Source organism: Allobosea sp. P4_C6 (genome assembly GCF_056402015.1).
The window spans coordinates 45,813-58,539 of record NZ_JBFUIF010000016.1 but is presented as its reverse complement, the minus strand read 5'-3'; the positions used below and the strand labels follow the sequence as shown (position 1 = coordinate 58,539).

At 67.2% G+C, this 12,727-nt stretch carries 9 protein-coding genes; 3 read left to right on the top strand and 6 right to left on the bottom strand.

The features are described 5' to 3' along the window. Positions 1 to 21 precede the first annotated feature (21 nt). From iolD to AC1DVA_RS13590, 6 genes are all read right to left on the bottom strand, one after another. Positions 22 to 1,872 (bottom strand): 3D-(3,5/4)-trihydroxycyclohexane-1,2-dione acylhydrolase (decyclizing), encoded by a 1,851-nt coding sequence (gene iolD / locus AC1DVA_RS13615; RefSeq protein ID WP_476806190.1) that lies wholly within the window; start codon positions 1,870 to 1,872, stop codon positions 22 to 24. Between the two features lie 160 nt (positions 1,873 to 2,032). Beyond that, entirely contained in the window at positions 2,033 to 3,967 is a 1,935-nt protein-coding gene (locus tag AC1DVA_RS13610; RefSeq protein WP_476806189.1) for a bifunctional 5-dehydro-2-deoxygluconokinase/5-dehydro-2-deoxyphosphogluconate aldolase, read from the bottom strand. 106 nt (positions 3,968 to 4,073) lie between these two features. Further along, the gene (locus AC1DVA_RS13605; RefSeq protein ID WP_265049972.1) at positions 4,074 to 4,937 is read right to left on the bottom strand and encodes a MurR/RpiR family transcriptional regulator; all 864 of its coding nucleotides are present in this window, start codon (positions 4,935 to 4,937) and stop codon (positions 4,074 to 4,076) included. Between the two features lie 214 nt (positions 4,938 to 5,151). Next, positions 5,152 to 5,955, bottom strand: a complete 804-nt coding sequence (locus AC1DVA_RS13600) for an SDR family NAD(P)-dependent oxidoreductase (protein WP_476806188.1) — start codon at positions 5,953 to 5,955, stop codon at positions 5,152 to 5,154. A 160-nt stretch (positions 5,956 to 6,115) separates the two neighbouring features. After that, positions 6,116 to 7,135, bottom strand: coding sequence for a TRAP transporter substrate-binding protein (locus tag AC1DVA_RS13595; RefSeq protein ID WP_265049970.1), 1,020 nt, complete (start codon positions 7,133 to 7,135; stop codon positions 6,116 to 6,118). A 52-nt stretch (positions 7,136 to 7,187) separates the two neighbouring features. Further along, the gene (locus tag AC1DVA_RS13590; RefSeq protein ID WP_476806187.1) at positions 7,188 to 9,056 is read right to left on the bottom strand and encodes a TRAP transporter large permease; all 1,869 of its coding nucleotides are present in this window, start codon (positions 9,054 to 9,056) and stop codon (positions 7,188 to 7,190) included. A gap of 226 nt (positions 9,057 to 9,282) precedes the next feature. Here AC1DVA_RS13590 and AC1DVA_RS13585 point away from each other — a divergent pair, with 226 nt between their 5' ends. The 3 genes from AC1DVA_RS13585 to AC1DVA_RS13575 are packed head-to-tail and all read left to right on the top strand — an operon-like array spanning position 9,283 to position 12,652. After that, positions 9,283 to 10,170, top strand: a complete 888-nt coding sequence (locus AC1DVA_RS13585) for an IclR family transcriptional regulator (protein WP_476806186.1) — start codon at positions 9,283 to 9,285, stop codon at positions 10,168 to 10,170. Further along, entirely contained in the window at positions 10,167 to 11,801 is a 1,635-nt protein-coding gene (locus tag AC1DVA_RS13580) for an acyl-CoA synthetase (protein ID WP_476806185.1), read from the top strand. Before AC1DVA_RS13585 ends, AC1DVA_RS13580 begins: the two co-directional genes overlap by 4 nt. Further along, a complete protein-coding gene (locus AC1DVA_RS13575) occupies positions 11,798 to 12,652 on the top strand; it encodes a PCC domain-containing protein (protein ID WP_265049966.1) in 855 nt (284 codons plus the stop codon). Before AC1DVA_RS13580 ends, AC1DVA_RS13575 begins: the two co-directional genes overlap by 4 nt. Positions 12,653 to 12,727: the final 75 nt, after the last annotated feature.

Sequence of the window (12,727 nt, the reverse complement as noted above, 5' to 3'; positions counted from 1 at the left end):
TCGTCTTTCCGATAGGCGGGTTCAGTCGCCGATGTGCTGCCGCTTCACGCGGGTTTCATAGTTGGCTCGCGCCGCCCGGACTTCCGCGCGCGCGCTGACCTCGGGCACCGCCACGTCCCACCAGGCGCCGCCGGCGCCGGTCGAGATCAGCGGGTCGGTGTCGATGACGACGACCGTGGTGCGGGTGTTGGCCTTGGCCTGCGCCAGCGCGGTCTCCAGTTCGGCAATCGACGCCGCCTTGGTCGCGATGGCGCCGAGGCTGGCGGCATGGGCGACGAAGTCGATCTCGGGCAGCGTCTCGTGGCGGGCATCCTTCAGCAGGTTGTTGAAGGAGGCGCTGCCGGTGGCGTTCTGGAGGCGGTTGATGCAGCCGTAGCCGCGATTGTCGAGCAGGACGATGGTGAGCTTCAGGCCCAGCATCACCGAGGTAGCGATCTCGGAATTGAGCATGAGATAGGAGCCGTCGCCGACCATGACGACGATTTCCTTCTCCGGTTTCGCCATCTTGGCGCCGAGCCCGCCGGCGATCTCGTAGCCCATGCAGGAGAAGCCGTATTCGCCGTGATAGGAACCGGGCGGGCCGGCCTGCCAGAGCTTGTGCAACTCGCCCGGCAGACCGCCTGCCGCATGCAGCAGAATGATATCCGAGCCGAGACTGCGTTGAACCGCGCCGATGACCTGCGCGTCCGAGGGCAGGGCGGCGTTGGTGGCGGCCGTGACCTGATCCGCTTCCCTGCGCCAGTCGGCCTTGCCGGCCTTGGCGTCGGCGGTCCAGCTTTCCGGGGCCTTCCAGCCGGCGATGGCCTCAGCCAGTTCGGCAAGACCTTCGCGCGCGTCGGCGACGAGCGGCAGGGCCCGGTGCTTGCCGGCATCGAAAGCCTGAACGTTGAGGCCGATGATCGTCTTCTGCGGGGCGCCGAACAGTGCCCAAGAGCCGGTGGTGAAATCCTGCAGGCGTGAGCCGACCGCGAGGATGAGGTCGGCCTCGGCGGCGAGACGGTTGGCGGCCGCGGTGCCGGTGACGCCGACGGCCGCCATGTTCAGTGGGTTGTCGTCCGGCAGGGAGGACTTGCCCCCTTGCGTCTCGCAGACGGGAATGCCCGTCGCGGCCGAGAAGCGGGCGAGATCGTCGGAGGCGCCGGAATAGAGCACGCCGCCGCCAGCGACGATCAATGGCTTCCTTGCGGCCTTCAGGGCCTCGGCGGCGGCCTTCAGCTCGGCGCGGTCGGCGCGCGGACGACGCGGCGTCCAGAGGCGTTCAGTGAAGAAGCTCTCGGGGTAATCATAGGCCTCGGCCTGAACGTCCTGGCAGAGCGCGAGCGTCACAGGGCCGCATTCGGCGGGGTCGGTCAGCACCTGCATGGCGCGGGCGAGCGCCGGGATGATCTGCCCGGGCCGGGTGATGCGGTCGAAATAGCGCGAGACGGGCTTAAAGCAGTCATTCGCCGAGACGGTGCCGTCGCCGAAAGCCTCGACCTGCTGGAGGACGGGATCGGGAATGCGGTTGGCGAAGACGTCGCCCGGCAGCAGCAGCACCGGCAGGCGGTTGACATGGGCCAGCGCCGCAGCGGTGACGAGGTTGGTCGCGCCGGGGCCGATCGAGGTGGTCGCGGCCATGAAGCGGCGGCGCATGTTCGCCTTGGCGTAGGCGATGGCGGCATGGGCCATGGCCTGCTCGTTATGGGCGCGGAAGGTCGGCAGGCGCTCGCGCTCGTGCCAGAGCGCCTCGCCGAGGCCCGCGACGTTGCCATGGCCGAAGATCGCCCAGACGCCGCCGAAGATCGGGAGACGCTCTCCGTCGATCTCGGTCATCTGCGCGGCGAGGTAGCGCGTCAGGGCCTGCGCCATGGTGAGGCGGATGGTGCCAGTCATTTCGGATTCCGACTTTCCGCAACGAATGATGAAGTCATCCCGGGCGAGGGAAGCGAGACCCCGGATCCATGCCGGAACCGTTCAGGCATGGATCCCGGCTCGGCGCCGCTCGCGCGGCTTGGCCGGGATGACCCGCGTGGGTGGGCCGATCGCATGAAAGCTATGCCGCCTTGCGGCCGCGCGTGGCAAGCCAGAGGTCGGTCAGCGTGCCGAAGCGCCTGGCCATGTCGGCGATGGCAGCCTCGTCATCTAGCTGGCCCGAAAGCCAGCCCTCGGCTGCCGACATGAAGATGGTGCGGCCGACTGCGAAACCCTTGACGACGGGCGCATTGGCCGTGGCGGCAAAGCCGGCTTCCAGCTCCTCGACCGGCGCGTCGAGGCCGAGCAGGAGGACGCCGCGGCACCAAGGATCGTGCTTCGCGATGGTCTGCTCGATGGCCGCCCAGGCGGCAGGCGAGGATTGCGGCTCGAGCTTCCACCAGTCCGGCTTGATGCCGAGCGCGTAGATCTCTTCCAGCGCGCGGGCAATGGTGTCGGCGCCGAGCGGGCCGTTCTTGCCGGCGATGATCTCGATCAGGAGTTCGCGCCCGACCTTGCGCGCCGCCTCGAACAGGCCGCGCAGCTTGTCCTGCTGGGTCTGCTTCAGTTCCAGAGCGTCGTCCGGATGATAGAAGCACAGGCATTTGATGCAGTGCTCGACCGGCCATTCCGGCAGGGCCGAGCCGATATCCTGGCTCATCTCGAAGCGCAGCGGGCGTGAGCCCGGCAGTTCGACCGGGCGGCCGAGCCAGGCGAAAGGATGGCGGGCGAACTCGAACATCGCCTCGCGGCCATGCTTTTCGTCGAGCAGCATGCCGTAGCCGGGCCGGCCATTGGCGACGCGCGCGGCGGCCTTGACCGCGAGCACCTTGAAGTCGCGGATGCGGGCGGGATCGGTGCCGGCCTTCGCCGCCAGCTCCTCGAGCTGGGAGCGATGGTCGCAGGCCAGCGCCATCAGCGAGGGGATGTCGCGGCGGCGCGTCGTCGCCCAATGGATGTGGTTGATGTCCTCATCCTTGCGCAGGGCGCGGTGCGGGCTGCCGTTCTTCAGGAAATATTGCAGTTCCTCGAAGGTCGGGCTTTCCGGCGAGCAGAGCAGGCGCGAGACCGCGAAGGCGCCGCAGGCATTGGCCCAGGTCGCCGCGGTCTGCAGGGTTTCGCCGCCGAGCCAGCCGCGCAGGAAGCCGGACATGAAGGCGTCGCCCGCGCCGAGCACATTGTAGACCTCGATCGGGAAACCCTTGCCGACGATACCGTCTTCCAGATCGTCCGGGATCGCGCCGTCATAGACGATGCAGCCCATCGGGCCGCGCTTGAGCACGATGGTCGCAGGCGTCAGCGCGCGAATGGTCTTCAGCGCCGGCAGCAACTCGCTTTCGCCGGACGCGATCAGCACCTCTTCTTCCGTGCCGATGATGAGGTCGCAGCCGGGCAGGACCGTCTTCATCCGCTCGGAGACGGCCTGCGAGGCGATGTAGCGGTTGTCGCCGGCGTCATGGCCGGCGAGGCCCCAGAGATTGGGGCGATAGTCGATGTCGAGCACCACCTTGCCGCCGTTCGCGTGCATCAGCTTCATCGCCTTGCGCTGGGCGGCCTCCGGCTTCGGCCGGGCGAAATGCGTGCCGGTGACGACGACGGCGCGGGCCTTGGCGATGAAGGCGGGGTCGATGTCGCCCTCCTCCAGCGCCATGTCGGCGCAGTTCTCGCGGTAGAACAGCAGCGGGAAGGATGTGTCGCTCTCGACCGAGAGGATGGCGAKCGCGGTCAGTCGCTCGGGGTCGGTCTTGAGCCCGTCCAGATTGACGCCTTCGCGGCCGAGCTGCTCGCGCAGGAAGCGGCCGAACTGCTCGTTGCCGACGCGGGTTAGCAAGGCCGAACGCAGGCCGAGCCGCGCGGTGCCGATGGCGATGTTCGCCGGGCAGCCCCCGACCGACTTGGCGAAGCTGGTGACATCCTCCAGCCGCGAGCCGATCTGCTGGCCGTAGAGGTCGACCGAAGCGCGGCCGATGGTGATGACGTCGAGCGCCTGCGCCGATCCGCCGAGCGGTCCCGTCATATCATCCTCCCGGCTGCGATGCTCGTTGAGGCCGAACGGCCTTTGCTGCCGGCATGAAATAATAATTCCATTATTTCGTCAATGCGGAATAGATGTTCCTCAGACGTCAAGCTTGCCCGCGCCGGCGACCCTTGCGGCCGATGCGGCGGGCCTCGCCGATGCCGACGGAGAGCGCCATCGCCAGTGCCATGGTCGAGGAGAGCGTGCGGAAGCCGCCGAAATCGGCCTCGGCGACCTCGAACCAGAGGCTGGCGAAGCTCGCAAGCGGGGAAAACGCGCTATCGGTGATGGCGACCAGCGGGACTCCGCGTTCGGCGAGGCCGCGAGCGTCCTCGACGGTGGCCTGCGCATAGGGCGAGAAGCTGACGACGAGCACGGCATCCTTCGGCGAGGCGAAGGCGATCATCTCGGGGTCGAGCCCGGCCGCCGATTCGACCAGCTGATAGCGGACGCCGAGCTTGCCGAGCGCATAGGCGAGATAGCTCGCGATGGGGTATGAGCGGCGGCGGGCGAGGATATAGATGGTCTCGGCCCCCGCCAGCATCGTGATCGCGCGGTCGAGCGTCGCGTCGTCGAGGCTGCGGCTCATCACGTCGAGCGACTTGCGCGAGGCGGTGAGAAAGCCGTCGAGAATGTGGTGGTTACCGGCAGCGCCTTCGCCGGTCCGCAGCGTGCTGAGGCGCTCCTCATAGCTCGAATTGCGCTCGCGCAGCCGCTCGCGGAAGACGCCCTGCAGGCTGGTGAAGCCATCGAAGCCGAGATGCTGGGCGAAGCGGATCAGCGTCGAGGGCTGGACGCCGGCCGAGACGGCGATGCTGGCGGCGGTGCCGAAGGCGATCTCGTCGGGATTGTCGAGCGAATAGGCTGCGATCTGGGCGATGCGCTTGGGCAGGCTCTCGCGCTGGGCGAGAATCAGCGTGCGCAGGCCGTCGAAATCGCGCGGCAGTTCCGCAACGGCGGTTTCGCTCATTCTTGGGTTTCCGTTGCCGTCCCTGTTGCGACAGTTCTGGCAGCGAAGCGGAAATGGAGCAAGCGTTCCAATGGGGGAATGAACAATCGACGGGGGAGAGGCTGTCATGCTCGGGCTTGACCCGAGCATCTCCTGCCGAAAGAGGCTCCGGCCGCTTCTTCGGCATGAGATTCTCGGGTTTCCGCTTCGCTTCGCCTGAGAATGACGCCGCGAGTCAGCCCGGCAGGCCGGCGGTGCAGCTCTGGCCGCCATCGACCGGCAGGCAGACACCGGTGATGAACTTCGCCTCATCGGAGGCGAGGAAGACGGCGGCGTTGGCGATGTCCCAGGCCGTGCCCATCTTGCCCATCGGCACCTGCGCGTCGCGGGCGGCGACCATCTCCTCGACCGAGGCGTATTGCGAGGAGATCTGCTTGTAGATCAGCGGGGTGTCGATCAGGCCGGGCATGATGCAGTTGGCGCGGATGTTCTGCCGGGCATACTGCATCGCCAGCGCGACGGTCGCCTGGTTCACCGCCGCCTTGGTGGCGTAGTAGGCGAAGTAGGGATAGCCGGTCCAGCGGATGGCGGCGAGCGAGGAGATGTTGACGATGGCGCCGCCGCTGCCCTTCAGCATCTGCGGGATCACGGCCTTGGCGCAGCGATAGACCGAGCCGAGATTGAGCTGCAGCGAGGCGTTGAACTGCTCCTCCGACAGCTCGACCGGCCCGCCCATGTGGGTAACGCCGACATTGTTGTGCAGGATGTCGATGCGGCCGAAATGGCGCGCCGCGTCGGCGACGCAGGCCTCGACCGAGGCGAGCTTCGTGACGTCGGCGGCGAGCGCCAGCGCCTTGCCGCCTTCACCGGCGATGATGCTTGCCGTCTCTTCGGCGGCTTCGCGGTTCAGGTCGACGCAGGCGACGCCGGCGCCCTCGCGGGCGTAGGCGACAGCGGCGGCCTTGCCATTGCCCCAGCCGGGCCCCGACGAGCCGGCGCCGAAGACGATGGCGATCTTGCCCTTCAGCCGGTCGGCCATAGCTTTGCCTTCAGTGAGTCTGGCACTGTCATCCCGAACAAGCCGCGCAGCGGCGCAGATTCGGGATCCATCGAAGGGCGTCGCGCTCTACGATGGATCCCGGCGCTCCGCTTCGCTACGGCCGGGATGACGGTGCGGGAGATGGCCAAGTAGACAGATATCAGCTCAGCGAGCTGCCGACGGCCTTCTCCAGGATCGTCCAGGCCTCGTCGCCGTACTTCTTCTTCCACTCGGCGTAGAAGCCGGCCTTGCGCAGCGCTTCGCGGAAGGCGTCGGCCTTGGTCTCGTTGGCGACCATGCCCTTCGAGACCAGCTCGCCCTGCAGGCCGGCGTTGAGCTTGAAGACGTCGTCGCGCTCCAGAAGGGCGGCTGCGTTGATGTTCTTGGCGACGATGGCGCGCAGGTCCTCCGGCAGCTTCTCCCAGGCGCGGCGATTGGCCAGGAACCAGAAGCCGTCCCACATGTGGTTGGTCAGCGAGAGATATTTCTGCACCTCGAAGAGCTTGGCCGTCGAGATGATGGCGAGGGGATTCTCCTGGCCGTCGACGATCTTGGTCTGCAGGGCCGTGTAGACCTCGGCGAAGTTGATGCTGGCCGGGGCCGACTGGAAGGCGGTGAACATCGAGGTCCAGAGCGGGGAGACCGGCACGCGGATCTTGAAGCCCTTGAGGTCCTCGGGCGTGTTGACCGGGCCCCTGGAGGAGGTGATCTGGCGGAAGCCGTTATCCCAGATCTTGTCCATGACGACGAGGTTGGCCTTGTTGATCTGGCCGCGGACGTAAGCGCCGAGCTCGCCGTCCATCGCCTTCCAGACCGCGTCGTAGTTCGGGAAGGCGAAGCCGATGCCGGAGAGCGAGGCGTTGGCGACCAGCGTCGACAGGATCAGCGGCGAGAGCGTGAAGAACTCGACGCCGCCCGAGCGGACCTGGCTCAGCATGTCGGTGTCGGAGCCGAGCTGGTTGTTCGGGAAGATCTGGATGTCGACGCGCCCGTTCGTCTCCTGCTTGATCTTCGCCACCGCCTCGTTGGCGCGCGTGTTCATCGGGTGCGCGACGGGCAGGTTGTTGGCGTATTTGTAGGTGAACTCGGCGGCCTGCGCATTGGCGCGGCCGATATGGAAGGTGCCGATGGCGGAGGCGGCGGCTGTCGCCTGGAGCAGGCTGCGGCGTGAGATGGTCATGGGCGTTTTCTCCTTGGACGTTTCGTTATTGATGTCTTGTTCTGCGTGAGCGCTACAGCACCCAGGTCGAGAGGCCGGGGACGAGGGCGATGACGACGAGGCCGATCAGCAGCGCGATGAGATAGGGCCAGATCGCGCCCATCGCTTCGTCGGGCGAGACGTTGCCGATCTTGCAGGCGATATAGAAGCCGATGCCGATCGGCGGCGTCATCAGGCCGATGTTCATCGCGGTGACCACGACCATCGAATAATGGATGTCGTTGATGCCGAGGTTCTTGGCGATCGGGAACATCAGCGGCGCCATCAGCACGATCGCCGGCAGGCCTTCCAGCACGCAGCCGAGGATCATGAAGACGACGATCGTGACCGCCATGAAGGTGAGCCAGCCGCCGGGCAGGCCCGCCATGAAGGTGGCGAGGTCGCGGGCGAAGCCGGTCTGGGTCAGGGCCCAGGCCATGGCGAGCGCGGTGCCGAGGATCATCAGGATCGCGCCCGAGAGCGCGGCGGTCTCGACCAGCATGGCGTAGAACTTGGCCCGGCCGATGCCGCCATAGAGCACCATGCCGATGATCAGCGCGTAGAGCACGGCGATGGTCGAGACTTCCGTGGCGGTGGCGACGCCGCCGCCGACCGCGGCCCGGATGATGAAGGGCAGGACGAGCGCGGGCGCGGCGATCAGAGCCGCCTTGCCGATGATCGAGAAGGGCGCGCGACGCACGCCCTTCATATCCTCGGCCATCGCCTTCCAGCGGGCGAGGCCGGCGAGCGCCAGCAGCAGCACGCCGGCGATGACGAAGCCGGCATTGAATAGCCCGGCGATCGAGACGCCGGCGACGGAGCCGAGCACGATGAGCACGATCGAGGGCGGCACGGTGTCGGCCATCGCCGCGCCGGTGGAGAGCAGCGCGATCAGGTCCTTGGGCTTGTAGCCGCGCCGCTTCATCTCGGGGAAGAGAGCGGGCGCGACCGTCGCCATATCCGAGACCTTGGAGCCCGAGATGCCGGAGACCAGGAAGAGCGAGCCGAGCAGGACATAGGACATGCCGGCGCGGACATGGCCGAGCATCGAGGCGAGAAAGTCGACGATCGCCTTGCCCATGCCGGTGGCGTCGAGGATGCAGCCGAGCAGCACGAAGATGGGCACCGAGAGCAGGATGATGCTCGACATGCCTTCGTCCATGCGCCCGACCATCACGACGGTCGGCACGCTGGTCGAGAACATCAGGAAGCAGAGCGTGCCCAGCCCGAAGCAGAAGGCGATGGGAACGCCGGCAACAAGGCAGAGCGCGACGACGCCGATCAGGAAGATCAGGATGTTGAGGTAGCCCAGCCCCTTGAAGACCGGCGTACCCAGCCAGAACAGCAGGCCGAGGCCGACGATCGTGGCGGCTGCCAGGGCCAGATCCTGCGGGCGGGAGGTCTTGATCGCATAGCGCAGCGCGAGCAGCAGCATCAGCACGATGCCGATGGCGATCGCGGAGACGCGCCAGCTATTGGGAATGTTGAGCGCGGCCGAGGTGACGTAGCTTTCCTCGATCGTGTAGTCGATCGCGGGATAGACCATGGCCGCCAGGAAGGCCGCGATGGCGAGCAGCGCGAAGGTCTCGACGAACTGGCGCAGCCGCTCCGGCATCATGTTGACGAAGAGCGACAGGCGCAGATGCTCGTTGCGGTCGATGGCGATGGCCGAGCCGAGCATGGCAAGCCAGATGAACGAGATCGAGGCGACCTCGTCGACCCAGACGAAGGGCAGCGAGAAGACATAGCGCGAGGTGACGCCGAGCAGCAGCACGCAGATGATGAAGGCGACGAGCGCGCCGGCGACGAACTCGACCGGGCGCATGACCGGCGAGCCGGGGCGCGCATCCGCGTTCTCGCTCAGATTCTCCGGCAGCTTCAGCGTATCGACGACATCGACCATGCCGCGACCTCAGCTACGGCTTGGGCGGCACGGGCTTGTCCCCGCCACGCAGTGTGCCTCTAGGGCCATCGCTCATCCTCCCTTCGCGCCGATCTTGTGAACTGTCGGCGTCGATTGTGGTCCACACTGTGAGCAGTGGACGCGTGGCAGATTTACACGATGAAGGCGGCGTTGCAATCGGCAATGCACCAATCTAGGCTCTGAGGATAAGAACAGGGTCCATATCATGGACTATCTGGAGGAGCGCTTGCCGCAGAGTTCCGCGCCGGAAGCCGGTCTGTCCGGCTCGCAGAGCGTCGACCGCGCTCTGGGGCTGCTCTCGCTGATCGGGCGCGAGCCGGCCGAAGGCTTGCCGCTTGGCGAGATCGTCTCCGGCAGCGGGCTCAACAAGCCGACGACGCGGCGGCTGCTGCTGGCGCTGATGCGGGCCGGGCTCGTCGAGCAGGAGCCGCAGACGCGCCGCTATTGCCTGGGCGAGGAGGCCTTCGTGCTCGGCGTGCTGGCGGGGCGCCGCCATGGCGTGCTCGATATGGCGATGGACAGCCTTCGCCGTCTTTCGACGGACACGAAGGATACGAGCTTCCTGACCGTGCGGCGCGAGAATTATGCGATCTGCCTGCATCGCGAGGAGGGCACCTATCCGGTGCGGACCCATGCGCTGCAGAGCGGGGACCAGCATCCGCTCGGCGTCGGGGCGGGCTCGCTCGCGATCCTCGCCGCGCTGCCGGACGACGATGTGGACCGCGTCATCGCCGCCAACGCAGCCGTGCTGCTGGCGCGCTATCCGGGCTTCGCGCCCGAAGCGATGCGCGCCGATATCGTCGAGACGCGCGAGCGCGGCTTCTCGCTCAATCCCGGCCGGCTCGTCGCCAGCTCATGGGGAGTTGGCCGCGCCTTCCGCTATCCGGACGGGCGGATCGCCGGGGCCTTGTCGATCGCCGCGATCGACAGCCGCATGGCACCGGCGCGGCAGGCCGAGCTGTCGGGGCTGCTGGCGCGCGAGGGTGTGCGGATGGAAGCGCTGCTGGCGCAGATGTTCGTTTCCAAACAGGGCGCCAGGCCCATGACGGCGGCCGCGCCGCGATCGATCGAGACAGGGAGAGCCGCACGATGAGCTCCGTAACCGCAGCCCCCGCCGGAGGCGTCGTGCCGATGACGCGGCGCGTGATGAACCTCGCCCATATCGCGACGCAGAACGCGCGGCGCCTGGCCGAGCACCCCGCCTTCATCTGGGGCGAGAAGACGCTCGACTGGGTCGAGATCGATGCGCAGGTCTCGGCGCTGGCGGCGGGCCTGAAGGCGCGCGGCATCGGCAAGGGCGACCGTCTGCTCGTCCATTCCAAGAACTGCGACGCGATGTTCGTCTCGATGTTCGCGACCTTCCGGCTTGGCGCGGTCTGGGTACCCACGAATTTCCGCCTGCTGCCGGACGAGGTGGCCTATCTCGCCACTGCCTCCGGCGCCAAGGGCTTCCTCTGCCATGGCGATTTCCCGGAACATGCCGCGGCGGTCGCGGCTGCGAACCCGGCGCCCGAATTTCTCTGGCGGATCGGGGAAGGCGCGTTCGGCGAGGACGAGGTCGGGGCGGTGATCGCGCGCCATCGCGGCGAAAAGGTCGAGAACGCCGCGGTCGAGCACGACGATCCCTGCTGGTTCTTCTTCACCTCGGGCACGACCGGGCGATCCAAGGCAGCCGTGTTGACCCATGGCCAGATGGGCTTCGTGATCACCAACCATCTCTGCGACCTGGTGCCGGGCTCGACCGAGGCCGACGCCTCGCTGGTGGTGGCGCCGCTCTCGCATGGCGCAGGCGTGCACCAATTGGTGATCTCGGCGCGCGGCGCGGCCTCGATCCTGCTGCCGACCGAGCGTTTCGATATCGACGAGGCCTATCGGCTGATCGCCAAGCACCGCATCACCAATATCTTCACGGTGCCGACGATCCTGAAGATGCTGGTCGAGCATCCCGCCGCCGACCAGCACGACCATTCCAGCCTGCGCCACATCATCTATGCGGGGGCGCCGATGTATCGCGAGGACCAGAAGGCGGCGCTCGCCAAGCTCGGCAAGGTGATCGTGCAGTATTTCGGGCTGGGCGAGGTGACCGGCAACATCACCGTGCTGCCGCCGGCGCTGCATGAGCCAGAGGACGGGCCGCATGCGCGCATCGGCACCTGCGGCTTCGAGCGCACGGGCATGCAGGTGCAGATCCAGGACGAGGAGGGCCGGGAGGTCGGCGCGAACGTGCAGGGCGAGATCTGCGTGATCGGCCCGGCCGTCTTCGCCGGCTACTACGACAACCCCGAGGCCAATGCGAAATCCTTCCGCGACGGCTGGTTCCGCACCGGCGATCTCGGCCATATGGACGAGCAGGGCTTCGTCTACATCACCGGCCGCGCCTCGGACATGTACATCTCCGGCGGCTCGAACATTTATCCGCGCGAGATCGAGGAGAAGATCCTGACCCATCCGGCTATCGCCGAGGTCGCGGTGCTCGGCGTGCCCGACCCGGTCTGGGGCGAGATCGGCATCGCGGTCTGCGTCAACAGGCCAGGACAGCGCGCGACGGAGGCCGAGATCGCCGATTTCCTTAGCCCCAAGATCGCGCGCTACAAGATGCCGAAGCGTTTCCTGTTCTGGGAGGCCCTGCCGAAATCCGGCTATGGCAAGGTGCCGAAACGCCTCGTCAAGGACGAGCTGGAAAAGCGTGGCGAGCTCGATTTCCTGAAGGGGAGGGCAAAGTGAGGCGGATCGAGCAGCCCGGCATCGGCACGCCCGAGCGCATCCAGTGGGCGGAGTGCCATGGGCTTTCCTTCCCGATGACGCTGCAGGCGGGCTTGCCGCTGCTGGAGGCCGTCAGGCGCAGCTTCGCGGCGGCGGGCTTCGTCTCCGGCGTGGCCAAGCTTGACGGGCTCAAGCTCTCGCCCTTCGCCTATGTGATGCCGGCGCTGTCGAAGACGCCGGAACATGCCGCTTTCTACAGCGAGACCTTCCGGCCAGCGGGGGTGACGCAGGTCGAGCTCGGCGCGATGACCTTCGGCCAGCGCGACGGCGCGCCGTTCTTCCACGCCCATGCACTCTGGGCCGAGGGGCCGGCCAAGCGCAGCGGCGGCCATATCCTGCCCGACGAGACGGTGGTCGCCGAGACGATCACGCTGCCGGCGGTCGGGCTCGACGGGACGGCTTTCGTCGCCGAGCCGGACGGGGAGACGAATTTCAAACTGTTCGGGCCGAAACCGGCGGCGCTGCTCGACGCGACGCGCAATGGGCGTTTCTTTGCGCTGCGGGTGAAGCCAAACGTCGATTTCTGCGGAGCGCTGGAGGGGTTCTGCGCCGAGCATGGCATCCGGGAGGCCGTAATCCATGGCGGTGTCGGCTCGACGATCGGCGCGCGCTTCGCGGATGGCGGGGTGGTCGAGAATTTCGCCACGGAGGTCGCGATCACTCATGGACGGATCGCGGCGGGCGAGGGCGGGTTCGAGGCTGCGATCGATGTCGCGCTGGTCGACTACAAGGGCACGCTGGCGAGCGGGCGGCTGAAGCGCGGCGACAATCCGGTGCTGATGACCTTCGAGCTGGTGCTGGAGGCGCTATAGCAGCGTCGTCATTCTCGGGCGGAGCGTAGCGCAGACCCGAGAATCTCCTGCCGAACAAGGAGCGTCGGGGCCTCC

What these genes read in the sequence shown, in the direction of transcription:
- AC1DVA_RS13580 (WP_476806185.1), top strand. Translation starts at nt 10,167, where the DNA reads ATGAGCTCCGTAACCGCAGCCCCCGCCGGAGGCGTCGTGCCGATGACG.
- AC1DVA_RS13595 (WP_265049970.1), bottom strand. Translation starts at nt 7,135, where the DNA reads ATGACCATCTCACGCCGCAGCCTGCTCCAGGCGACAGCCGCCGCCTCC.
- AC1DVA_RS13585 (WP_476806186.1), top strand. Translation starts at nt 9,283, where the DNA reads ATGGACTATCTGGAGGAGCGCTTGCCGCAGAGTTCCGCGCCGGAAGCC.
- AC1DVA_RS13600 (WP_476806188.1), bottom strand. Translation starts at nt 5,955, where the DNA reads ATGGCCGACCGGCTGAAGGGCAAGATCGCCATCGTCTTCGGCGCCGGC.
- AC1DVA_RS13605 (WP_265049972.1), bottom strand. Translation starts at nt 4,937, where the DNA reads ATGAGCGAAACCGCCGTTGCGGAACTGCCGCGCGATTTCGACGGCCTG.
- iolD (WP_476806190.1), bottom strand. Translation starts at nt 1,872, where the DNA reads ATGACTGGCACCATCCGCCTCACCATGGCGCAGGCCCTGACGCGCTAC.
- AC1DVA_RS13590 (WP_476806187.1), bottom strand. Translation starts at nt 9,056, where the DNA reads ATGGTCGATGTCGTCGATACGCTGAAGCTGCCGGAGAATCTGAGCGAG.